Below are 23,952 nucleotides of genomic sequence, written 5' to 3' on the forward strand. Positions count from 1 at the left end.
CCCTGGATACTCGAATCACTCATTTCGAGGCACCGACGGCTGGGGGCGAAATCACGCCCAGTTGGTTCGGGGTACCGATCTGGCTGGCTTCTACATTCGCCTTCAACTCGTTGTAGCGAGCGGCGAATTCTTGGTCCTGCTCGACGTATTTCTGGGCGATTGTGCGGTGGAGGGTTTGGATGTCGTCGACAATCTGGTAGTGCTGCTGGAGGATGTCGTAGACGTTGTTGTCCGAGTCGGTGGCCGGATTGACAATCTTTGCCTTGCCGCGGAAGCGAGCCACCAGCGTCGCGGCCGAGATCATGCCCTCCGTCGTCTCACCGAGCCCCCAGTGCTCACGGCGCGAGATGGCTTGCGCGACCCGTTGAAGGTTTTTTTATCTCTTCCTTGAAGGCTTCACAGTCGCGTTCGATGTAGACGAACTCGTCGGCGTTGACCCGCACTTCGTCGCTGAAACTGACGGTCAGCTTGCCGTCCTGAGCGTCCTTAATCGCGCTGGCCAGCGGCCCCGCAGACTGCGGCGTCGTATCGCTACTCATCGTTGATCTTCCTCCCCGGTGGTCTTCGGTTTTGAACCCACCGAAGGCTGGTACAAGTCTAGAGGGTGGCAGGTATCGCTGGAACGATCTGCTCCGCCAGACGCTTAGCGATGTCACAAGAGTGCTGGGCGGCAGTCGGTTTGCCCGTAGGCGGGTTGTCGATACTGACCTCGAGACTGCCGCCTTTCATCTCGACATTGATTACGCAGTCCGCGTGCGGATCCTGGCCGCTGACGTGGGAAGTGAGTGCAGGCCGCCCGGCGACCGTAAGCTCCTCGTCGACCGTAAAGTCCTTGTTGGCTCGCACCATCGCCAAGGTGATGTTGGTGGTGTCGATCGAGCCTGCGTATCCATCGCCGCCAGCCTGAACCCAGCCGCAGCCGCGCCATTTGATGCCACCGGGCCTATCTACAACGTCAGCCCCCTTGTTCTTCAGCTTCTCCGACTGAATGAGAGCCTGCGGGAGGTCTTTACACGCATCGAACCCCGCTGGTACATCCGCCGCGATAGTCGGCGTCACCGCCGCACTGTTCGTAGTGCCCTTCGACTCCCCACCGGAATTGCACGCCGACATCAGCATGATCAGCCCCGCACCGAGAACCACACCCCGGACCACACCACTCCAGCTGGCCATCTCGTCCTCTCACACCGGTGCCATCCCAGACTGGGGCCGGACCGGCTTCCCCGCCCCCCGACAACCTTGTCTAGACCGTACTGGCCGGGTCGCCAGCACGCAAAGCCGTTGGTGATCCTGCAGACTGGGGGTCTATAGGGCCGCGCACGCAACGCACGATGACGCGGAATGCGACGCCGAGATTGCGTCGGATGTCGCCAGCGGCAGCCGAAGCGATGCACGTCCACCTACCGTCGTCGACGCGCGGGGCATGGAACTCTGGGAACGGGAGAACTCCAGCACACCTGGGATTCCTATAATCTCACGTGCACACGTCACTCAGGAGAGCTCAAGCCCCTGCTCTGCAAACCCGCCGTGAACGCATCCCACTCGGCGGGACTGAACACAAGAGCCGGTCCCATGGGGTCCTTCGAGTCCCGCACCCCGACCATGCCGCCTTCGAGGTGCGCGATTTCCACGCATGTGTCACGGCTGGCTGACCTGCTGCTCTTGAACCATGCTGCGCTGGACAGGTCGATGCTCACGCTTGGTACTCCCTTGCAACTTTCAGTAGCAGTTCCCTGCTCTGCTCTTCGTCCAACGCTACCTGTTGGATCTGCGCGATTGCAGTACGGTACTGCGTGATTTCGGCTTCTTGGTCCAAGTAGAGAGCCCCTGTATAGCCCTCCACATATACGACTGGAGGCTCGGTCAGCCGAGACGTCGGGTGTACGGGAAATTCCATCAACACAAACGATCCCGTAATCAAGCCCCGATGGCTTCCGATCTGCTGAGGGATCACCCGAATCGACACGTTCGACGAAAGGCCGACGTCCGCAAGATGCCGAAGTTGCTCCGCCATTACAGCAGAACCGCCCACCTGATGGTGCAGCACCGACTCACCGAGGAGCACCCGGAACTCGAAGTCGCTTGCACTGTCCCGCAACCTCGACTGCCGCCGACTGTGGACCTCGATCAGCGTTTCCAGGGCAGCGGTGGCGTGGCCGGGGAACTCGATCCATGCGAGCGCCCGCCGGTAATCCGGTGTCTGCAGCAGGCCGGGGACAAGGGTCAGCTGGAAGGTTGTCATCCGCTTCGCGGCCTCCTCCAACCCGATGAACAGGTTGAAGTCAGCTGGAACGGCATCGCCGTACCTGTGCCACCAGCCCGGCTTCTTCGTCTCCGCGACGAGGCCGGTCAGCGCCGCAATCTCTTCTGCAGTCGCTCCGTACATCTCGCATAAGACGCCGATGTAGAGCTCCTTCAGCTTCGGCCCGCGTTGGCCCGACTCCATCCGCCACAGCGTCTGAGGTGACACCTCGATCGCCCTGGCCGCTGCGGTTGGCGATACACCAGACTCCTCTCGGAGCCTCTTCAACTGACGGCCCAACATCCGACGCGGTACAGCCGAACCGGTCATTACGTAGCCTCACTAGTCGTTGGCGTGCATTTTGGAATGATCGTGAGTGGCAATCTGGAAGTGCGGGAATTAGTTCCGCAAATCGCAGGTAGAAATCTTCCAAAGTGCCCCACTGGAGCGTACTACTGAAATCACCCCGGTAGCCGGGATGTACCCGCTGCTTCAGTGAATAACTTTGTCGCGCAGGCAGTTTCGGCCTCGGCTATCGGGCATTCCAGACACCCACACCCACGTTCGGAGTTTCCGTATGCACGGCCTGCCTGTAACGAACCACAGCGAATTGACTGTTATGACAATCGAATACGCCCACGCGACGATGCAGGCCCATCTGGACTGCGCCGCGTCGATGTGCCCGGTCAAGGCGCAGGCGAAGAAGCGGCTGATCGAGGCCGGGCGGTTGGTCCCGGCTGATGTTCCGCACCAGGGGTTCTGATATGGCCGCCGATCCCATCGAGCACCGGTATCCGCGCCAAGCGATGGCACCGGCGCGGATGCATCAGGAGATCTCCCGCGATCTACACGCTGACTGCAGGGTAGGGACGTGTGAGATGTTGCGCGGCTGTTGGACACGCCTGATCGAGGCGGGACATCCGCACCCCACCGATTCGCCCGCCGACTGCCCGGCCTGCACCAGACCCTCTGCCTGACAACAGATCTCCGATACTGGACAACCAAGGTGTGCCGCCCAATGCCCGCTCTGATCGTCGTCCCCACCACCTTCCTTTACAGAGTGTGGCCGGTCTACGCCGTGGGAAACTCCACGCCGGTCCGGGCGCGGAGAACGCCGGTCAGGAAGGCCGGTGACCACCCGAAACCGAACTGCCGCCGTCGGGCAGCGGTGGGCCGATTCGGAACTGCCGCAACATGCTCCGTTCATCGGACCACCGGCCGTCTGCAGCGGCGCACCAAGCCGATGTGGTCGAACGGTTCGCGGACGCGGTCCGCGAATTGGCAGATCAGCCCGTGCCCACACGATCGTCGCGGTGCCGGGGTGTCGCGTCCCCGGTACCGGGCGTGCCAACCGTTCGTCGCAGCGCCGGGTCGATGCCGTGCTCCCCATCGGCAAGGACCGCCCAGCCAAACCACCCTGTCGATGGCGACTGCTCCTCGGCGACAGGTGCTTGCCAATACGCGATCAGGAGGACGGCAAGGAATGAGCCTGGACATGGATATCTGCCAGCAGTACACGCCGTGGCGATCCACATCCGCCGATGCTGACGAGAGAAGATCGAAAGCCGTCCGCTTCGAACGGACTAATGGGCCGGAGCGCGTGAGCGAGACTCGTTGTCACGCCGAGCGGCTGGACTGTCGCTATTTCGTTGATCCCAAGCCATCGGCGGCGCCCGGCCCCGACATGCAGACCTTGCTCGATGTCCTCGATGGGCTGACCGATCCTGGCGCGGATGCCGCGGCACTCGCCGCACCGCTCACACCGACAGCCGCACTCCCCGATGCAAGGCAGCGATGAGGCCGCGTCCGACCGCGCTGGGTTGGATAGACCCGGTGGTCACCGAAATGCCGGAATGGGATGCCGCGCAGGTGCGGCGGCTGGCGCGGCGGCTCGGCTACGCGCTGGTATGGCCGCCGGACATCACGCTGGTGCCGCTGGTCGACCAGGTTCGGGGTGCGGATGTGGATGCGGTGATCATGCCGTCCCCATTACATATGGATGCGCTCACGCTCCATGCGGTGATGTGTGTCGCGGATGTCGAAACGATCGCTCCGCGAATGTCTTTCGCTCGTTGGACGGCGTTCTCGTCGGGGAGGCAGGGATGATGAGTTGGAGCACTGCTGGGCTGGTGCTGGCGGCTGGTGTGCCGTTGGCGGTGTTGGTGTGGGCGCTGTGCTGGCCTGTGCGGGTGTCGCCGCGTAAGCCCAGGAGCAAGCGGCGTGGAAGTGAATTGAGAAGAACCATGGGGAGTTCGGATGCTGCGCAAAGCGGTGGTTTGGGCGCAGGGCGGCACGGATCGTCAGGTGTGCCGACTCTACTTTCGTGGATTTCTGTCCGCAGGACTCGATGAAGGCGTATTCAGGATGCGGCCGTATGTGAATCGTCGTAGCAGCACCAAGCCCGGGTCGCTCGGCGGAAGATGCTCGGGCACTGGTCGTTTCGTGAAATCCCTCGATATGATCGGGTAGCGCCGACACAGCGGTGACGGGCGCTACCCGCCATCACTATTCGTCCAGCGTCGGCGCGGTGGCGGCTTTCTTCTTCGTGGTTCGGCGGCCGCCACGGGCAGCGGGTTGCGGTCGCCAGTTCCGCAGATCGTCGTCGGTCAAACCGTGCTCGCCCTGCATAGTGCGGCGATCACCCGACAAGAACGCCGCCGGAGAGATACCGAAATTCGGGTCGACTTCGTTGTGCCACTGATCCAGCCACGGCTGCAGTTCGAGCAGGCCGGCGAGGAAGGGGGTGACCTCCTCGGTGGACAGGCTGTTGTTCGCAAGATAGATGGCGATCGCCATCGCCTGCTCACGGTGATCCCAGCCCGCCCAGCCATACAGCTCCGGAGTGGCGACATTCGCCGAACCGTAGGAGATGAAACGCTCCTTCGGCACATCCAACTTGCCGCGTGCCTGCCAGAACGAGGTGCGCAGGAAGTCCGCGGACGTGTACTTCGGCGGTACCGGGATGGAGTCCCGAATCTTGCGCTTCGTCAACTCATCTGGCGCGACATCCTCCTGCCGCTGCAACTCCCACACGTGTTCCCAATCCTTCCGCTTCTTCAAGCCTGAAGGTTTGTACCGGAGAGTCGCCAGGGCCGGGACATGCTCCTCTGTAATCAGATCCGCCACCACCGTGGCCAACTCGGTGCGAGTCGCGTACAGGGTAGCGACCGAAACGAAATCCGCGTCATTGGCCAGACGGTCGGTAAGACGCGACAGGGTGAGGACCTCCGGCTGATCGTTGTCATCGAACCACAGGTTGCGGGACTCCATGCGGTCAAGAAGCCAGGATCGAAGAGCCTTCTCCTGCAAAGAATCCCAGCCCTCGGATTTCCAGCGGCGTTTGTACTCGGGTCGCTCAATCATGCCGATCGCGCGATTCGAACGCATGATCTCAATCCGATGCTGGACCACCTGTTTATAAGAATTAGACCAGTGACTTGGGATGTCCCTGATCCGCGTCGAACCGTGCCGTGTGAACCACTCTTCGGACGCCTCGCCGTTCTCGAACCGCTGTGCCAAAACGATCTCGAATGCGCGCTCCCCTAGCGCGAGTTCGGGGACATCGTTTGCGGAGGCACACATGTCCTCGTCTAGGAAGCCGTAGATCGAATAGACCTGCCAGTCAAGCTCCTCTTGGAGAGCTATCATTCGGCGACGGGTCGATTCGTATCGAGCCCGGGCTTCACGCAGGATCGCCGCCGTTGGTATGCCAACATTGGTCACTGTGCTCGGCATCGTATCCGCGAGTTGTCGAGCGAGTGAGTCGAGTTCAGTGCCAAGTTCGGTAGGGAAGTGATCTGGCAGAGGGAAATTCTCAAGCTTCGTTCCGGTGAATTCGAATGAGTTCTTCCATGCCTCACTGCCCATCGCAGCGTACCCAGCGTCGACGCGAGCGCCACCGCCTTCGCCCCTGTTATAACTCACCATCTGGAGCCAGCAGCAGGCGATGGAGCTGTTGAGCAGCCCGAGCAGCCGCAGATGCTCCTCCTCGCTCGCCCTCTCCGGCAACTTGATCACCGGCGCGGTCCTATTGAACACCTTCCCGCCCCGGTCCAGCACGAAATGGTTGTGCGTCGCCACGAACGCGAACGTTATCGACAGCGGTGTGCGATACGCGGATGGGGTGTACTGCATATACTCCCACCACTTGAGCCCTGCGGCGGCCATGTCTCCTTGAAATGTCCGCCTCACTTCCAGTAACCGCCGCAGAGGCCACAGCTCCTGATCGATACCGATCGATTCATCTCCGTACGGAAAGATTATCCGTTCGGCTGTCGGAGCCGACCAGTCGCGAACAACGTCGCCGGTCACCAATGGGCGTAGTGCGGCATTGTCCACGATCGTTCGGAAAGTTGTTCGCTCAGGCCGGACGTATGCTTCGTCTGCCCCAGCACGGATTGCGCGCCCGATAGGGGGCTCGATGGACTGCCGCATCCTCATGACGCTGTTATGCTCAAGTTGTTCGATGAGTTCAAGTCCACCGTCGACAAGTACCCACGGCTGCTTGCCGAAGTAGCGGCTTCGATCAAGATCGCCGACCGACACCCATTGGCTTACTGTCCCTGGATTTTCGATCTGATCTACAATCGCCCGCCAAACGTACCCGTCCTCCGGGTTCTCTGGTGCTTTCGGCTCGCCTTGCACACTTCGTACGGTGCGAATGGTCGTGCCCCGGTTCTTCCCGGAGCGCCGTGTGCCGACCAGGATGACAGTGGGAGTGCCGTGGCCAGGGATATATGCTCCAGAGGTATCGATAACCTCGGTTAGCTCCACTGTATGAGCAAAGAATTCCTCGATGAGCTTGGTGCCGAATTCGCGCTTCATAAAGGAGTTAGCGGTGATTTGCCCTACGCGGCCAAAACCGTGCCCATCCGGCCCACCTAATTTGGCGAGCTCAAAGAATCGTTGTGCGAAGGGCACCGAGAGGGCGTATGTACCCGCGCACGCCGTGTATAGCCCTCGGTATACCTCGTTGAGGTTCTTGTCCTTAACCGTGATATAAGGCGGATTACCCACCACCACGTGGTAAAGTCCCGTCTCCAGAATGCCCGGGTACTCGTGCACATCCTCAGTGGCATAGGAGAATTCGGCCAGAGGGTCTCCGGCCTGCCCGTCAAAGGGAAGTTCCAGCTGACGCGCCTTGATCAACGAGTCGCCGATGGCGAGCTTGATGGGCCATTCATAGCGGGCCGCTTCGGCAAGCGTGCGGACATTGGCCGCCGCCATGGCGGCGACCAAGAGGCGGAAGCGGGCGATGGCGATAGCAAATGGGTTGAGGTCCACGCCGTGCACCGAGTCCAATGCCGCGCGCACGAGTTCGTGACGGTTCTTGCTCGGCTGTTCGTCGGCCCACCGGTTGACCAGCCGCTTGAACGCGCCGAGGACGAAGTGTCCCGAGCCACAGGTGGGGTCGATGAGCTTTATGTCCGCGTAGCCGAATTCTCGAATGGCGGGTTCGAGGGTGCGGTCGAGGATGAACTCCTCGACGAACTCGGGGGTTTGCAGCAGGGCGTAGTTCTTGCGGATGTCCTCGGACAGGTCCTGGTATAGGTCGCCCAGGAAGCGGGTGCTCCAACCGTTTACGCCGTCCTCGTCGAGAGGGTCGGTGAAGTCGTGGACCAGCACGCCGTATTCATCACGCCCACGCCAGAACTCGATGAGTTCACGGGCCCCGTCGTGGGACAGCGGAATCTGGTAAAGCGCGTTGTGTGCGGGATCGAACAGCAGCTTCCCCGCTTGTCCCGCACCGAGTTCGGCGAAAGCTCGTTCCAGCCAACCACGGTATGTGGGATCCGGGTCGGATTCCACGTAGGCGTCGTAGCGGGCGTGGGCGAGTTCGCGGCGGTCGTCGGTGGGGCCGGTGAGGTAGGGCTCGGGAATCAACCGGTTGTCTTCGCAGAAGCGGACGAAAACGGTGCCGAGCACCCAGGCCACCGCGACCTGGGTGATTCGTTCGTCGAGCCAGGAGGTTTCGGTGGCGGCGGTGCGGTTGAGTTTGCGGGCCTGAGCCCATTCGTCGTGCAGGCGCGCCTTTACTTTCGGGAGGACGCGCAGCTGCTGGTTCAGGTCGGCCTCGACCGCACCGACCTGCTTTTTGAGGTCGGAAAGCAATGCTGCGCGGGCGATCATGCGGTGGCTCCCGTATCTGTCGATGTGTCGGCGCGGTGGATATTGCGAATCCAAGCTTCGGGCAACTTGATCCACTCGTTGAGAGCGGACTGGTAGGGGACAGCGGCAGCGCCCAGGTGCGGTTGGCGCATGGGATCGGCTTGCGGGCACAGCAGCCATAACCCGCCCTGGCCGCGTCGGGCCTGCTCGGCGAGGCGGCCCAGCACGCCCATGGCGTTGTAGCGGGCGAACACCAGCGTCTCGGTCAGCAGTAGTGGACCGTCACCGCCGATATTGTCCGCGATCTCCGGTTCGATCCGCCCCCACGCCGTGCGCGTGTATTCGGAGAACTTCAGCGCCGCACGCGAACCCGGCTCCGCGGCATCGGCGCGCAGGATAGTTTCCCAGGTGGGTTTGCCGTCTGGGGGGATGAGGTCGTGCATGACGGCCAGAAACAGGGCTGTTGCCGACATCGGGCGCACGCCGAAGCGGTCCCGCAGCTCGCCGATGGTGGCGAGGGTGGTGGAGGTGGGTGCGGTCAATACCCGGAACCCGTCGCGTCGTGACGCACCCGTGAGCAGTTCTTCGGCGCGCGTGGCTGCGGCTATGTCCGGGTCGTCCGAGTAGCGTCCGGCACCGTGTGAGTTGACGGCGGTGGTCCACCGAGGGGCGTGGGCGGTGAAGCTGGATTCCTGATCGGAATGCTCCGGTATGTAGCGCTGGATGCGGCTGTCCGGGTGGGTGGCCACCATGAGCGCGAAACCGGCTTCCCGCAACGCCTTCGTTAGTTCCGCGGTCGGTTTGTTGCCGTCGCTGCCTGCGATATCGAGTTCGGGGAACCGGGCTAGGATCCGTTCGAACACCTGCTCTGCCCGCAGCCCCGGCTGATGCGCCAGGGCCAGGCCGGGAGTCAGCGCCACCAGACCGGCCTGCGTCAACCGGACGGCCCGTACCAGCGGCAGATCCCGTGGGTAGATCTCGAGTCGCGGCGTCACCGCCGCATTGCGCGCCGCTCCGACGGCTACCTGCACGAGCCGCCGCTCATCCCAGGCGAGAGTGCCCGAGGGCGGGTCGATGGCGCCGAGCCGATCGAGAACCGTTGCGGCCGTGGGCAGTGTTTCCTGCCCGGCGAGCGCGTCGGCTGTCTTGCCCAGGCGCAGTGCGTAATCCAGCAGCGCGGGCGCAGAAGGGGTGTCCGGGGCGGCGTCCTCACCCGCTTCCAGGGTGAGTATCACCACGGGGGCGACGCCCGCGTCGCGTTTCGTGGTGTGGCGCAGCGCCGCTTCCTCTGGCACCAGTTGCTCTACCTCGACCACCACACGGACCGCGGCCATGCCGAGTGCACGCCGTGCGGGGCGGTCGTGCAGGCGGGTGCCGCGCTGCGCGATCAACGCGTCGGCAAGTTCGGTGGCCGACGCGACCCGCCCGAAGCTTTCCAGCAGGTCGAGGACCTGCCCGCGCAGCGCATGCACGGCCGGATCCTTCTTCCACCGTTTGCGTTCGTCGCGCAGCAGTTGCGCGATGCGGGCCGAGGTGAGATCGACGGTCGCGGCGACGGCGGTCTGTGTCGGCCAGGCACCTAGTTCCGGCAGGTCGCCGTCGCCGGGGATACGTAGCAGCCGCGCTACCGCATCGACTTTCTTCGCGTTCGACCCATTGTTGTTGCGTTCCGGCACGAACCGGGCCGCGAGGGCGTCCAGGCTCAGCGTGCGCAGTAGTCCGTCGCCGAGATCGGCCTTTGCGGCGTCGATCTCTTCGCGGGTCTCTTTGCGGCCTTCCGGGGTGAGCGGCGCAGGCGCGGACTTGCCGAGACGACGGCCCCAATCCCGCAGTCGCTCCTGGATTTCCCGGCGGGCACGGGCGCCGAGACCTGGCGCGTTGATCAGCCTCCGCTGGCCGTAATCGAGGAATTCACCGACGGTGTTCACCCCCAGGCCATACAGGAACTGTTCGGTCGCAGCCGTCAAACCCGCTGAAGACAAATGGGTTTCGCGGGTCGCCGCCTCGGCGATGCGCTGCCGCTCCTGCTCCGGCGACACCACGTCCACATCGGCGGGCGGTTCGGGATGGGTGCTCTTCGGACGGGACGGTACGGTCCGCGTCATATCCAGGAAGATCTTGCGCCACGCGTCCCGCATCGGCTTCAGATCCGAGAATCGTTGCGTCACATCGCGATGCAGCGCTTTGCGGAAGAATGCGACCAGTCCGTCGCGCACCGAGGGATCGAACGCATCCGCGGCGACGTCCGGATACGGGAACTCCGCCGGGTCCAATTGGCGCGGCAGCACACTGCCGTCGCCCCACCTCGGCAACTCGCCCGACGCCATCTCGTGCAGTGTCACCGCCAGTGCATAACGTTCGGCATTCGCGTCGTAGACCGAGCGGGTCAGCGTGCCGATGAACGGGTCCAGATAGCCGTCGGTGCCCGCGTCGGTGCTCTGCACCGGGTATCCGGCGAGCGAGAAGTCGATGAGTACCAGTTCGCGAGTTCGATTGGGACGCACGCGAATCGCGATATTGTCCGGTTTGATGTCACGATGCCAGACACCCTCACCCTCGAGGAAATCGACCGCACCGAACAGGTAGTCGCTGTAGGTCTCCAGGCGGCCGACCTGGAGCCGGCCGTTGTCGCGCAGCTCGCGGGCGACGGTCTCCTCGGTGCGGTGGCCGTCCTCCGACTCCAAGCCCTGCTCGTCGCCGACATACTCCAGCACCAGGGTGGTGCGGCCACCGAGCGTCACGACCGCCGGATCGACCATATTGATGACCCCGGAATGATGCCGAAGACGGCGCAGCGTGTCGGCTTCGCGCGCCAGCACGTCGGCGCGATCGTCCGACAACGCCACCTTCAGCACCACGAATGCCTTTGCGCCGCGCTGCTTCCCCTCGGCTTGCAGGTCGCGTACGAGCAGGGCGCGCGCCGTCGACCCGGTTCCGAGGCGGCGGCGCACCATCCAGCGTCCATCCAGCACATCGTCGCGCACCGCGTCGAGCGGATCCTTCTCCGTCTCTGCGGGCGCGCTGTCCTCGGGAGTAGTCAGTGCGTCTTCGACATCCTCCAGCAGTTCTAGGAACTCCTGAATCGACGTGGGCCGCTGCGACGGCTGGTAGTCGGTCGCCGTCGCGACCAGGAGATCCACTATGTCGGGCAGCCCGTCCACCAGAGCACTGGGACGCAATCCATCGCCGGATTCGAAGCGCGCCAACATTTCCGCTCGATTGGCGGCCGGCGGCTTCCCCGTGACCGCCAGATAGGTAAGCATGCCCAGCCCGTACACATCCAAGGCGATGGGGTCCGGAGAGGACGCCGACAGCTCGGGTGCGAGGTAGGCGTCCGAGCCGGCCGACAGATGATGGGCTGACAAGGCAGTCGGGGCGTGCCTGGTCATGGTCGACGCGGTTCCACCGGCGCGCTGTGTCGCCACCTGCCAGTCCGAGACCTGCAAGAACGGCTTGCGCCAGCGGTCCGCCTCCGACTCGCCGACTCGCGGAATGACATGGATCGAACGGGCCGCGAGCGCACGGTGATACAGCCGCGCCGAATGCGCAGACTTCAGCGTCTCCGCCAGCTGGCGCACCAGCTCGATCCGATCGCCGACATCGAGCAGCTCGCCATGGCGGACGAGGTACTCGTCGAGGTGCAGGGTCTCTGGGCGGTAGCGGAAAATCAGTGCGGGCCCAGCCGAATGACCCGAAGGGTCGAACAGCTTCAGCTGCACCACACCTGGATGTCGGAACCGATCCAGCACCGCCGCCTCCCGGCGAGCCGCGGCATCCACCGACCTTCGGAGCTCTTCGTCCGCGCCACGCTCGCGCAGATAGATCCGCACCCGAACTCGCTCCCGCAGGTCGTTGTGCGCGGCCAGAAAGTCCTGCCAGGTCGGTCCGGCGTCGAAAGGCTTGCGCTCCAATACGTATGGACCGACGGTGAATTCGGCATCACTGCGCCGGATACCGACCTGCTCGAGCGCCTTCTTGATCGCCTTGGCGCGTTGCGCGTCGATCGCGTGCCGAGCGTCCCGAACCGGCGCGTTGAGCCGTTCGAGCAGCTCCCGAATCGTGTGTGTGCCAGCACGATCGCCCACCGGAAGCTCGAACCGCAGTCCGGGATTGGTGAAGCAGACCGCCGAATTGACGAAAGTGCGTGCACCGCTGCCACCGAGTAGGCCCGCGAGTTCCTTGCTCTTCTGGTTCACCAAGTGCAGCGGGTTGTTGTGGAACCGGCGCCCACCCCGAGCAAGTGTCTGCACCCAGGTGCCGTTCTCGGAGGCGACCCGGCCGCTCCAGTCTTTGAGCTCGATCATGTACACCCCGCTCGGGGCGATCACCAACAGATCGACCTCACGCACATGCCCGGTTTTGGCGGTGAAAGTGAAGTTCGACCACGCGTACCAGGGGTCGTAGTCCGGCAGCTGCGCACGAATCGCCTCCAACCCGCGACGCTCGTGCTCGAAGCTCGATTCAGTGACCGAAGTCCACCGACCCTCGTCCATGCGTGCGCAACTCCGTCTCGTCGTCACGACATCCCCTCGGCCCACCCCATGACGGCAGCGGACGCCTCGATGCCATCCAGCCCTCGCGATGTCGACGGGATCGACGGTACTATGTCCCGTCTGTTCGTTGTCGAAACCCTATCGTGCCGGAGCGACAGCTGTTAGCGCAGCGTGTCGTGGACTCGGGGCGGGGGATTTCGGGCATCGCCGCACAAGCGGCGATTCCGGCAGGAACAATAAAGCGTATTCGCGCGATCGACGTCACCGACTAAAGCGTGGTCGTGATGTCTAGGGGCGCTTCTGAAGGAGGGGACATGGACGACGGCAGCCGATGGGCACTTAAGACGTTCGGAAAGTACGGCCCGCGGATTCGGCGCGATGTCGCAGACATAGTCAGGGCCGTGCACGCGGCATCCCAAGACGCACAGGAGGCGTCCGGCAATCGGTCCAACGCGCACTATGGGCTGTTCTATGTGGGGATCACCGAGCGATTCGAGCAGTTCGCGGCGCTGCCGGGCGCCGCACTCGTGCGCCCCGGCGGTGCGCCCTACCGGGTGCCGGTGATCAATGGGGTCGCCCTTTTTCCGTGGCGTTACGCCAAAAAGCCTGACGGCGACCTGCAGTCGACCGTGTTCGCGAAGTCGGACGCCAGAGTCGCGGTCGCCGAACTCGGATCCGGTGCTGTGCAAGGGGAGTTCGATCTCGGGGTACCCGATCCAGAGTTGACCGACCAGGAACAACGGTTCCTCGAAACTCTGCGCAACGCTGCTGACGATCCAGTGGTCACTACCGGCCGCCTGGTTGTCGTCGCTGTCTGCAGCTCGTTCCGGGATCTGCATTCGGTGGAGTGGGGCGAAGTGCGGCTTACCGACACCGGGCGTCTCGAATGGGCTGGTTTCCGGGAGAGCTTGCTGTCGCTGGCGCCCGCACGCCCGGTATCCACCTCACCTACGGGCACGTTCACCACCGGTGAGATACCCCCCAGGCTGCCCAGAACGCGCGATGCGGTAAACACGCAGAGCGATGACTGACCACAATCGACCGGAACTGGAACTCCTGACGAATGGCGACCACGTTGGCGCTGCCACGGTGACCAAGTACTTCGAGCCGGCGCGGCTGACGCAGGCTCGAATCCTCGCGGAGTTGACCAAAGCTGAACTCGCCGAACGGGTTGGCGTATCCGCCGCGGCGATCGGACAGTTCGAGTCCGGAATCAGCGGGTTGCGGCCGGAGCTACTCGCCGTGCTGGCACGGAGTCTCTCGGTGCCGGTGCACTTTTTCGCAGCCGGCCGCCCCCTCGGCCGCTTGGATGTTGCAAACATCCACTTCCGGAGTTTGCGGTCCACTCGCGCACAGGATAGGGCCAAGGCTGCGGTGTACGCGGGGCAGCTGTGGGAACTGACCTCGGCTCTGGAGAAGCGCGTGAAATTCCCCGAGCTGGATCTGCCCAAGATCATCGACGGGACCGCGCCTATCGAAGCGGCGCAACGGCTTCGCAAGGAATGGGGTATCGACAGCGGTCCGGTCGCGCATCTCGGTGCGACGATGGAATCGCGGGGGATCGTCATATCCCTTGTGCCGCTGTCCAACAGCGCCATAACGCGGGTTAGCGCCTACTCGACCGATGCGCTCGGGCGCCCTCTCGTTGTCATCACTCCGGAGCGAGTTCGTTCTGTCTACAGGTACCGCTTCACCTGTGCACACGAGCTGGGGCATTTACTCCTTCACACCAACCCACTCCCGGGAGATCGGCAACAAGAGCGCGAAGCCGATCAGTTCGCGGCCGAATTTCTCACCCCGCGTGCCGAAATCGAGCCGCTGCTGCCCAGATCAGTGCGCATTGCGGACTTGGAGCGACTGAGCAGGCAGTGGGGAGTCTCGGTGGAATCCCTGGTGTGTCGCATGGGTGAACTGGGCATAGTGAGCGAGTCCGCGATCCGCCGCACGCATCAGCGCCTCGCGGAATTGGCCGAGGTGCGGGCGGATGAGCCGCTCACATCATATCCGGGCGAGGTCCCAAGCCTACTCAACGAGGCGGTCGATCTCGCTACCCAGTGCGGCTTCGATCGGTCGGCGCTCGCGGCTGAGCTTCGCTGGACCGAGCGCCACCTCATGGAGGTCCTGGGAACAGTCGATACCAGACCACGGCTGACAGTAGTGCGCTGAGAGCACGGTCGGTGTTCAACGCTCGATCACCAGCAGTGCGACGGGCAAGAAAATCCAGACCGCAAGGTGCAGCCCGTATGAGGATTTGAGGGGTGAAGGAGGCTGCTGGATCGCCCCATGCTGAGGATTGCCGACGAAAGGGTGAGCAATGGTGGGCGACTCCAGTTGTGGCGGCGGCACGGGTGGTGGCGGAGCTGGGACGGGGCTGAGGCGATGGCGTTGCAGGGGCTGAATACTGTTGCGGCGGTGGTGCCGTCGGTTCGGACGGCGGTGGTGGTGCACTCGGCGCATAGTTCTTGGACAGCTCGTGGAGCCGGGCGTAGCGGTCGGCCTCCCGCGTGCTCGCTGCCTGTAGAGCGGCGTCCGCTCGACGCGAGACCGAGGCGGGCCGGGGCGATGGTTCAGGTGGCGGCGCCTGCGTTGGGGTGGCCTCCGACGGCAGTGCAGGTTCGACCGACGTACGCTGCTATCACTCTATGGCGTTGGGCTGCTTTACTTTCAAGGCGTCGAACTGTGCCTGTGTCTTAATCTCGCCGCGGCGGCCGCGATCTGCCTGTACGCCAGCGCTCGCGTACAGCACGCGAAATAGTCACACAGGCGGCGCATATCCAGTGCACGCCTCGTACAAAGTCGACCTTCTGTGAGGCGCGCACGGAGTATGCGATAGCTGGGGCATGGAAAGTTCTGGCGCCTATCGAGTGGCGGTCGCGTACAGGTTCTACCTTTTGTGAGATGCGAACCGGGTACGCGACAGCTGGGTCTGGCGCCAGGCAGGCTAGGGGACGGCTGGGGTGCCGCCGGGAACAACGGGCAGTCCAGCTGCTTGCCAGGCCCGGAAGCCGCCGATGAGGTCGGTGGCTCGGTGCAGGCCGAGTTCGAGTGCGTCGGCGGCGGCGAGGCTGGAGGCGTAGCCCTCATTGCAGACCAGTACTACCGGAGTGTGCTCGGTGAGACCGGGCAGCCGGTGCGTGCCGGTCGGGTCGAGCCGCCACTCCAGCACTATTCGTTCCACCACGACCGAGCCGGGAATCTCGCCCTCGGCGAGCCGGTTGGCGTGTGGGCGGATATCGACGACCAATGCGCCCTCGGCCAGCAGTGCCGCCGCTTGCTGCGGGTCGACGCGATTCAGTTCGGCCCGCGCCCGGTCGAGCCTTTCCTCGGCGCTGATAGCAGTACCTTCTTTCATCGCCGGGACCCCCGGGGAACGCGTTTGGTGCTTGTCCTTCGAGGACTGTCATGAGACGGCGTTCCCGAGGGCCTGCGCCGGAGGCGGGTCGTCTCGCAAGGTGTCGTTCCCGCGAGGGCTGGTCTATATGACTGCGCCCGCCTAGCGCTCGGCTCCGTCATGACCACGTGGGCGGTTCGCTCGCTCATACGCCCACGAAATCCGTCAGTGCGCGATACTCGCGGACCGGCCGAAGCGGTGGTGAATACGCGTGCACCGAAGCGGCAGGGCGGGTGCTGTAATTGCGCAGCCGATGCGCGCGATCGGGTCCGAATGCGACCGTTTCACCGGCCTGCCATTGCGCCGTGCGCACCGGCCCGCCGGGGTGGCTGTATTCCTCGCCGAGTTCACCGATGGATACCGTGAACGAGCCGGACGCGCCGCCGTGATCGTGTGGTTCGGTGCCCTGTCCCGGTGCCCACGACAGCAGCCACACCTCGACGCCCATGGTCAGCGCCAGCCGGGTCCACCAACGTTGCTGCGGGTCGAACCGCACGATGTCCAGAAGCGGAGTCGCAAGGGCGTCGGCGACCGACCTGGTCAACTCCCGCAATTCCGCGGGTGACCACAGCGTCCGCTCCGGACACACCGCCTCGCGCATCAGCGGTACATCGACCGCGGAATGAATATCGTTGGTGTGCTTGAGATTCACCGGCAGTGATGTGGTCAAGCGAGATACTCCTGACATGGTCGTGGTGGACGATCAACTGCGCTGCAAACTAACCGCGACGAAGCGGTCTCGCGCATTTTCCGGCACCACGACGCCGTTGCCATCGGTCTCGATCACCGTGAGCAAAACCCGCTGCTCTAGTCGTCCTCGGCGCTGAGGTTTTCGAGCATGTCGGTGGCCCAGCAGACCTCGACCGAGTCGGGGCCGGCGACACCCATGGCGGCCATCACAGTGAGCAGCATCCCGGTGCGGCGGGAACCGGCTTTGGCGATGGCCGTGGGGCAGGGCTCAATCGCCTTGTCTGCGGAGGTTTTCGAGCATGTCGGTGGCCCAGCAGACCTCGACCGAGTCGGGGCCGGCCACACCCATGGCGGCCATCACGGTCAGCAGCATGCCGGTGCCAAGGAAGCTGCACATCTCTTGGATAGATGCGTCGGTGAGTTCCTTGACCACCCCGTAGATGCCGCCGAAGCGGGCGCGGACATCCGGACCGATGGCAGGATCGGAGGCGGCGGCGAAGGACTGCAACAGGACTCGGAGTAGTTCGCGTTCGTTGAGAAAGGTTTGGTAGCCCTTCCCGAGCGCGCGCAACTTCTCCTCACCGGTGGAGTCCGGCGTTATGCCTTCGGCAGCGGCCGCGCGGAAGATGTCTTCGATACGGTCGCAGACTTGGTGCGTCGCGGCCAGGAACAGTTGCTGTTTGGTGCCGAAGAGCCGGATCACGTACGGCTGCGAAACGCCGGCGCGGCGCGCGATTTCATCGGTTTTCGTCGCAGCGTAACCGGATTCGGCGAAGGCGGAAACCGCCGCGCGCAGTACCTCCTCGCTGCGTTCGGTCGCGGTCATCCGGGTTCGGGCAGAACTCGCCATCGTCATCCATCTCGTCGTCATCCGGTTGCCTTGACATGTTATCAGTCGATGCATACCCTCCAGGCAGTTAGTTATCAGTCGATTACAACAAAGGCTGGACATGTCCGAGACACTCGAAACCGCCGCACCGTCGGCCGTCGTCGAACAGCGCGTTGGCGGTCGTCGATTCGCCGCGGTGCTGGCCGCCGTCGGCATCCCGATGTTCATGGTCACGCTGGACAACCTGGTGGTGACCAATGCGCTGCCGGTGATCCGCACCGAACTCGGCGCGTCGCTCGCCGATCTGCAGTGGTTCGTCAACGCCTACACGCTGGCGTTCGCTTCGCTGCTGCTCACCGCCACTTCCATCGGCGATCGACTCGGCCGCCGCCGGGTCTTCCTGTCCGGTATCGCGTTGTTCACCCTGGCCTCGGCCGCCTGCGCGCTGGCCACCGAACCGTGGATGCTGATCACCGCGAGGGCAGTCCAAGGCTTCGGAGCGGCCGCCGTGATGCCGCTCTCACTGACTTTGCTGTCGTCGGCGGTGCCAGAGAAGATGCGCAGCGCCGCCATCGGCATCTGGGGCGGCATCTCCGGACTCGGCGTCGCACTCGGCCCGCTGATCGGCGGGGCGGTGGTCGAGGGACTGAGCTGGCAGTGGATCTTCTGGATCAACGTGCCGATCGGACTGCTGGTGCTGCCGTTCGCGGCTCGGGCACTGACCGAATCGCACGGGCGGGCCAAGCGGCTGGATCCGCTCGGGCTGGTGCTGTCCGCGGGCGGCGTGCTCGCGGTGGTGTGGGGCGTGATCCACGGCGCCGATGACGGTTGGACCTCGACCGGCGTGCTTGCCGCACTGATCGGCGGTGCGGTGCTGCTCGGCCTGCTGATCGCCTGGGAGTTGCGGACACCGGATCCGATGCTGCCGCTGCGATTGTTCCGCTCCCGCGCATTTCGGGTGAGCAATACGACCGTCTTCACCTTCTCGGTCGGCGTCTTCGGCTCGATCTTCTTGCTCGCGCAGTACTTCCAGGTAGTGCAGGGCTTCGGGCCGTTGCAATCCGGCATCCGGACAATGCCGTGGACTATGGCGCCGATGGTGGTCGCGCCGCTGGCCGGAATGATCGTGGATCGGGTCGGCGCGCGGAATCTGCTGACGGCCGGGCAGACGTTGCTGGCGGTGGCCTTGGCCTGGATGGCGGCGGTGGCCTCGGTCGACGCGAGCTACCTCGCATTCGTCGGGCCGTTCCTGCTGGGTGGTATCGGGATGGGGCTGACCTTCGCGCCCGGTGCGACCGTGGTGATGGCCAGTGCGAGTCCAGAGGATCGGGCGATGGCTTCGGGCACCAATAGCACCATCCGTGAGGTGGGTGTGGCCATGGGGGTCGCCGTGTTGGCGTCGGTCTTTGCCTCACACGGCTCCTACACCGATCCGCAGAGCTTCGTCGACGGCCTGGTTCCCGCCGTGTGGGTCGGAGCCGCGATCGTCGCGGTGGGCGCGGTGGTGACACGGCTGCTGCCGAGGCGGATCGATGCCGCGAACTGATCGGTGATCGCGCGCTCGCCCCGGGCCGATGGTCCGGGGCGAGCGCGTTTGTGCGCACCGGGCGGGCGCCGTCGCGGTGGCCACGGCCGCTTCCTGGTCCGCTCACAGCCTCCTGCCTCGCCCAGCCAGGCCACCGCACTGCTGGCCGGGGCAATCGCACCCGCGTCGAGTCGATCGGCTCGCCTGGCAGCTCCCATTGGACGGCCGGTGGCGGTCACCGTGCGGGTACGCCGCTGCCCCGCGCGATCCTCGCCGCGCACTGGTCGATGGCACCGGCTCGTCGCTGCGACAACCTGCTGCGCACGCACCGGCACGGAAATGCGCCCGTCCGCAGCTCCCGACATGTCGGGAGCGTGTCCCAGTTCTCGGGTGCGGCACGTCGGCATAGCGGTGGACGTGCGATCTGGCCTGCGAGAATCGCGCGACAAGTGCGCCGGCACACTTTCGGCAAGCGACACAGCGGTAATCCGGATGAATCGGCCCTCGCGCATCGAATACGATTCGACCAGCAGCAATGTGGGTAGGCAATCACGCGACCCGCGAACCGATCCCCAGGGGAGAGACGAACGATCGTGGCCGACGACAACGATGGAGTCGAGAACCCAGCGCTGACCGAGGAGGCATTGGCCGCCGCCGCGGCAGAGGCCGAGAAGGCGTTTGCGGCGGCCGCCGATCTCGATGCGCTCGCGGTCGCCAAGACTGAGCATCTCGGCGGTAAGGCCCCGCTGGCCTTGGCGCAGCGCGCGCTGGGCAGCCTGCCGAAGGCGGAGAAGGCGGATGCGGGCAAACGCGTGAACGTCGCGCGGGCGCGGGTGTCGGAAGCCTTCGAATCGCGCCGCACGGTGCTGCTCGCCGAGCGGGACGCGGCCGTGCTGGTCGCCGAGACGATCGATGTGACGCTGCCCGCGCGCCGGGACGCCGTCGGGGCTCGGCATCCGATCACGGTTATCTCCGAGCAGATCGCCGATGTCTTCGTCGCGATGGGTTGGGAGGTCGCCGAGGGGCCCGAGGTCGAGACCGAGCACTTCAACTTCGACGCGTTGAATTTCCTGCCCGACCATCCGGCGCGCACGATGCAGGACACCTTCCATATCGCGCCCGAGGGTTCACGGCAGGTGCTGCGCACGCACACCTCGCCGGTCCAGGTGCGTTCGCTGCTCGGGCGCGAACTGCCGATCTATGTGGTGTGCCCCGGTCGGACGTTCCGCACCGATGAGCTCGACGCCACCCACACCCCGGTCTTCTCCCAGGTGGAGGGTCTGGCAGTGGACAAGGGTCTGACCATGGCGCATCTGCGCGGCACCCTGGACGCGTTCGCGCGCGCTTTGTTCGGGCCGGATACCCGCACGCGCATGCGCCCCAACTACTTCCCGTTCACCGAGCCATCGGCCGAGGTCGACGTGTGGTTCCCGGACAAGAAGGGCGGCGCCGGCTGGGTCGAATGGGGCGGCTGCGGCATGGTGAACCCGAAGGTGCTGATCGCCAGCGGGATCGATCCCGAGGTGTACAGCGGGTTCGCGTTCGGTATGGGCTTGGAGCGGACACTGCAGTTCCGCAACGGCATCCCGGATATGCGGGACATCGTCGAGGGTGACGTGCGTTTCACGCTGCCCTTCGGTATCCGGTCCTGAGCTTGTCGATTCCAACGAACCTTCGATCGAGAGAGCGAAACGTCAAGTGCGAGTAGCGCAGTCCTGGCTGACCGAAATCTTGCGGCGGACCACCCCCGACTGGTCGGTGACGCCGGAGGAACTCGATGCCGGATTCGTCCGCGTCGGGCTGGAAGTCGAAGAGGTCGACAAGCTTCAGCGAGTGACAGGGGATATCGAGAAGCCGCTGGTGGTCGGTCGCGTCGCCGAGATCACCGAGCTGACCGAGTTCAAGAAGCCGATCCGGTTCTGCAAGGTGGACGTCGGCAACCCGGAACTGCAGGAGATCGTCTGCGGCGCAACGAACTTCGCCGTCGGCGACCTGGTGGTCGTGGTGCTGCCGGGTGGCGTGCTGCCTGGCGGATTCCAGATCTCCTCGCGCAAGACCTACGGGCATGTGTCCAACGGCATGATCTGCTCGGTCGCCGAACTCGGTATCGGCAAGGATCATTCGGGCATTCTGGTGCTCGAGCCGGGCACCGCCGAACCGGGCACCGACGCCAATGAGCTGCTCGGACTCGACGATACGGTCATCGAGCTGAACATCACGCCCGATCGCGGGTACTGCTTCTCGACCCGCGGTCTCGCGCGCGAGCTGGCGTGCGGATTCGATCTCGAATACGCGGATCCGGCGGTTCGTACACTGTCCGATGACGAGCGGGACGCGTGGCCGGTCCGGCTCGAACCGGAGTCCAAGTGCACTCGTTTCGCGGTGCGCCGGGTTACCGGTATCGACCCGAATGCGGTGAGCCCCTGGTGGTTACAGCGTCGGCTGCTGTTGTCGGGTGTGCGCCCGATTTCACCCGCGGTCGATGTCACCAACTATGTGATGCTCGAGCTCGGACAGCCGCTGCACGCTTTCGATGCGGCCAAGCTCAATGGCGGTCTCGTCGTGCGCACCGCCAACAAGGGCGAGACGCTGCGCACGCTGGACGAGGTCGAGCGGGTGCTCGATGCCGAGGATGTGGTGATCGCCGACGATACCGGCGTGGTTTCGCTCGCGGGCGTAATGGGTGGTGCGACAACGGAAGTCGGCGCTGAGTCGACCGATATCGTGCTCGAGGCCGCCACCTGGAATCCGCTGCTGGTCTACCGGACCGCGCGCAGGCACAAGCTGGTCTCCGAGGCCGGTAAGCGGTACGAGCGGGTCGTGGATCCGGAGATCAATGTCGCCGCGCTCGATCGCGCAGCTACGCTGCTGGCCGAAATAGCCGGTGGCACTGTGTATTCCGCGCTCACTGATGTGCGGGTGCCGGTGCCTGCCGCGCCGCCGATCCGGATCGATATCGATCTCGCCGATCGGGTGGCCGGCGTGGTGTATCCGACCGGTACCTCAGCGCGTCGACTCGCGCAGATCGGCTGCACGGTCGAGGTGGGTGTCGATGAGGTCACCGGGCACGGACAGCTCGTCGTCACGCCGCCGAGCTGGCGGCCGGATCTGGCCCAGCCCGCCGACCTCGTCGAGGAGGTGCTGCGGCTGGAGGGCCTGGAACAGATTCCCTCGGTCATTCCGACCGCACCGGCCGGGCGCGGGCTGACCGCCGCGCAGCGCCGCCGTCGCGCGGTGAGCCGGGCGCTGGCCTTCGCCGGATGCGTCGAGGTGCCGCCGCCGCTGTTCCTCGCCGCCGGGATTTTCGACATCTGGGGTCTGGACGCCGACGATCCACGCCGCAACACCACGCGGGTGCTGAATCCGCTCGATGTGGAGCGCGCGGAATTGGCGACCACGCTGCTGCCGGGGCTGCTGGAAGTGGCCGCGCGCAATATCTCTCGGGGTGCGCGTGACCTCGCGATCTTCGGCGTCGCGCAGGTGGTGCTGCCGGGGCCGAATGTGCGCGCGGTAGCGGCGCTGCCGGTGGATCGTCGTCCGACCGATGCGCAGATCGAGGAGCTGATCGATTCGCTGCCCGCGCAGCCGGTGCATATCGGCGCGGTGCTGACGGGTCGGCGGGAACCGCGCGGGCCGTGGGGTGCCGGGCGTCCGGCGGAAGCCGCCGATGCCTTCGCGCTCGCCGATGTCGTCGCCGATGCGGCGGGGGTGAGTATCGAACGTCGCCCTGCGGTTTACCTGCCGTGGCATCCAGGGCGGTGCGCCGAGCTGGTGGTCGATGGTCAGGTCATCGGACATGCGGGCGAATTGCATCCGGCCGTTCTGGAACGCGCGGGTCTGCCGCCGCGCACCTGTGCCGTCGAACTCGATCTCGATGCACTGCCGTTGCGTGAATCTCGGCCTGTCCCAGTGGTTTCCCCGTTCCCCGCGGTACTGCAGGACGTTTCGGTGAGCGTTGCCAAGTCGGTGCCCGCTGCCTCGGTGGAATCGGCGCTGCGCACTGGCGGCGGTACGTTGCTCGAGGATATCGCCCTGTTCGACGTGTACGAGGGCGCGCAGGCGGGGGAGGGACGCAAGTCGCTCACCTATGCCCTGCGTTTCCGTGCCACCGACCGAACCCTCACCGAGGACGAGGCGAGTGCCGCGCGTGACTCCGCGGTCGCCGCGGCCGCCGACGCGGTCGGCGCGGTACTGCGCGGATAGTCGACCGGCAACGGCCCCGGACAGAATTCGTCCGGGGCCGCTGCGTGTGGTCACTGAGGGTCTTACCAACTCGCGGAGCTGACGCACACCTTCGATGCGGTCACACAAGAACGCTCCGCTTGACACGCCGAGCCGAAAGACAGAAGCTCTGCGCGAGCTTGGATTGGCGCGGCAGTGAAGTCTCCGTCCGCCGAGCAACGGCAACCGGGCGTCGATTCGGCCGCTGTGCAGAACGAGTACAACCAGCAGCGCGCAACGCCGTCGCTAGGGCCGTCGGGGGTTGCGGCGGCTAGGCGGTGCGGCTCGCTAAGGCGGTCGGGGGTTGCGGCGGCCAGGCGGTGCGGCTCGCTAAGGCGGTCGGGGGTTGCGGCGGCTAGGCGGTGCGGCTCGCTAAGGCGGTCGGGGGTTGCGGCGGCTAGGCGGTGCGGCTCGCTAAGGCGGTCGGGGGTTGCGGCGGCTAGGCGGTGCGGC

The 23,952-nt window shown here is 64.9% G+C and carries 18 protein-coding genes; 8 read left to right on the forward strand and 10 right to left on the reverse strand.

Annotated elements, in window-relative coordinates; translation table 11 throughout:
* Positions 1–19: 19 nt before the first annotated feature.
* The 5 genes from ACIBG0_RS29600 to ACIBG0_RS29620 all read right to left on the reverse strand — a co-directional run bounded on the left by ACIBG0_RS29600 (position 20) and on the right by ACIBG0_RS29620 (position 2,572).
* The gene (locus ACIBG0_RS29600) at positions 20–304 is read right to left on the reverse strand and encodes a hypothetical protein (protein ID WP_397036800.1); all 285 of its coding nucleotides are present in this window, start codon (positions 302–304) and stop codon (positions 20–22) included.
* Between the two features lie 31 nt (positions 305–335).
* A complete protein-coding gene (locus tag ACIBG0_RS29605; protein WP_397036802.1) occupies positions 336–539 on the reverse strand; it encodes a hypothetical protein in 204 nt (67 codons plus the stop codon).
* Positions 540–597: 58 nt separating this feature from the next.
* Entirely contained in the window at positions 598–1,143 is a 546-nt protein-coding gene (locus ACIBG0_RS29610) for a DUF3558 domain-containing protein (RefSeq protein ID WP_397036804.1), read from the reverse strand.
* 344 nt (positions 1,144–1,487) lie between these two features.
* Positions 1,488–1,697: a DUF397 domain-containing protein gene (locus tag ACIBG0_RS29615; protein WP_397036805.1), complete on the reverse strand. Its 210-nt coding sequence runs from the start codon at positions 1,695–1,697 to the stop codon at positions 1,488–1,490.
* Positions 1,694–2,572 carry a helix-turn-helix domain-containing protein gene (locus ACIBG0_RS29620; RefSeq protein ID WP_397036807.1) on the reverse strand — a complete coding sequence of 293 codons (879 nt, stop codon included), beginning with the start codon at positions 2,570–2,572 and terminating at the stop codon, positions 1,694–1,696. The genes ACIBG0_RS29615 and ACIBG0_RS29620 overlap by 4 nt, the downstream gene beginning before the upstream one ends.
* Before the next feature lie 289 nt (positions 2,573–2,861).
* Here ACIBG0_RS29620 and ACIBG0_RS29625 point away from each other — a divergent pair, with 289 nt between their 5' ends.
* From ACIBG0_RS29625 to ACIBG0_RS29635, 3 genes are all read left to right on the forward strand, one after another.
* Positions 2,862–3,005: a hypothetical protein gene (locus ACIBG0_RS29625; protein ID WP_364352378.1), complete on the forward strand. Its 144-nt coding sequence runs from the start codon at positions 2,862–2,864 to the stop codon at positions 3,003–3,005.
* A gap of 837 nt (positions 3,006–3,842) precedes the next feature.
* Complete coding sequence (locus ACIBG0_RS29630) at positions 3,843–4,040, forward strand: hypothetical protein (protein ID WP_397036809.1); 198 nt, start codon at positions 3,843–3,845, stop codon at positions 4,038–4,040.
* Complete coding sequence (locus tag ACIBG0_RS29635; RefSeq protein WP_397036811.1) at positions 4,037–4,348, forward strand: hypothetical protein; 312 nt, start codon at positions 4,037–4,039, stop codon at positions 4,346–4,348. The genes ACIBG0_RS29630 and ACIBG0_RS29635 overlap by 4 nt, the downstream gene beginning before the upstream one ends.
* A 399-nt stretch (positions 4,349–4,747) precedes the next feature.
* Here the strand turns inward: ACIBG0_RS29635 and pglX are convergent, their stop codons facing one another.
* On the reverse strand, positions 4,748–8,371 hold the full coding sequence (pglX, locus tag ACIBG0_RS29640) for a BREX-2 system adenine-specific DNA-methyltransferase PglX (RefSeq protein WP_397036812.1): 3,624 nt from the start codon (positions 8,369–8,371) through the stop codon (positions 4,748–4,750).
* Positions 8,368–12,843, reverse strand: a complete 4,476-nt coding sequence (pglW, locus tag ACIBG0_RS29645) for a BREX system serine/threonine kinase PglW (protein ID WP_397036813.1) — start codon at positions 12,841–12,843, stop codon at positions 8,368–8,370. The genes pglX and pglW overlap by 4 nt, the downstream gene beginning before the upstream one ends.
* Before the next feature lie 314 nt (positions 12,844–13,157).
* Here pglW and ACIBG0_RS29650 point away from each other — a divergent pair, with 314 nt between their 5' ends.
* Both ACIBG0_RS29650 and ACIBG0_RS29655 read left to right on the forward strand, forming a co-directional pair.
* Positions 13,158–13,874, forward strand: coding sequence for a hypothetical protein (locus ACIBG0_RS29650; protein WP_397036815.1), 717 nt, complete (start codon positions 13,158–13,160; stop codon positions 13,872–13,874).
* A complete protein-coding gene (locus ACIBG0_RS29655; protein WP_397036816.1) occupies positions 13,867–15,009 on the forward strand; it encodes a helix-turn-helix domain-containing protein in 1,143 nt (380 codons plus the stop codon). The genes ACIBG0_RS29650 and ACIBG0_RS29655 overlap by 8 nt, the downstream gene beginning before the upstream one ends.
* Before the next feature lie 775 nt (positions 15,010–15,784).
* Here ACIBG0_RS29655 and ACIBG0_RS29660 read toward each other — a convergent pair.
* The 3 genes from ACIBG0_RS29660 to ACIBG0_RS29670 form a co-directional block, all read right to left on the reverse strand.
* Positions 15,785–16,195 carry a rhodanese-like domain-containing protein gene (locus ACIBG0_RS29660; RefSeq protein ID WP_397036818.1) on the reverse strand — a complete coding sequence of 137 codons (411 nt, stop codon included), beginning with the start codon at positions 16,193–16,195 and terminating at the stop codon, positions 15,785–15,787.
* A gap of 184 nt (positions 16,196–16,379) precedes the next feature.
* The gene (locus ACIBG0_RS29665) at positions 16,380–16,904 is read right to left on the reverse strand and encodes a cysteine dioxygenase (protein WP_397036819.1); all 525 of its coding nucleotides are present in this window, start codon (positions 16,902–16,904) and stop codon (positions 16,380–16,382) included.
* A gap of 288 nt (positions 16,905–17,192) precedes the next feature.
* Entirely contained in the window at positions 17,193–17,774 is a 582-nt protein-coding gene (locus ACIBG0_RS29670) for a TetR/AcrR family transcriptional regulator (RefSeq protein ID WP_397036820.1), read from the reverse strand.
* A gap of 100 nt (positions 17,775–17,874) precedes the next feature.
* Here ACIBG0_RS29670 and ACIBG0_RS29675 point away from each other — a divergent pair, with 100 nt between their 5' ends.
* The 3 genes from ACIBG0_RS29675 (at position 17,875) to pheT (ending at position 23,481) form a co-directional block, all read left to right on the forward strand.
* Positions 17,875–19,299, forward strand: coding sequence for an MFS transporter (locus tag ACIBG0_RS29675; RefSeq protein ID WP_397036822.1), 1,425 nt, complete (start codon positions 17,875–17,877; stop codon positions 19,297–19,299).
* A 572-nt stretch (positions 19,300–19,871) separates the two neighbouring features.
* Positions 19,872–20,930 carry a phenylalanine--tRNA ligase subunit alpha gene (pheS, locus tag ACIBG0_RS29680; RefSeq protein WP_397036823.1) on the forward strand — a complete coding sequence of 353 codons (1,059 nt, stop codon included), beginning with the start codon at positions 19,872–19,874 and terminating at the stop codon, positions 20,928–20,930.
* 46 nt (positions 20,931–20,976) lie between these two features.
* Positions 20,977–23,481: a phenylalanine--tRNA ligase subunit beta gene (gene pheT / locus ACIBG0_RS29685; RefSeq protein ID WP_397036825.1), complete on the forward strand. Its 2,505-nt coding sequence runs from the start codon at positions 20,977–20,979 to the stop codon at positions 23,479–23,481.
* The last annotated feature ends 471 nt before the right edge of the window (positions 23,482–23,952 follow it).

The sequence above is a fragment of the Nocardia sp. NPDC050630 genome (assembly GCF_044457245.1).
Lineage (GTDB): Bacteria > Actinomycetota > Actinomycetes > Mycobacteriales > Mycobacteriaceae > Nocardia.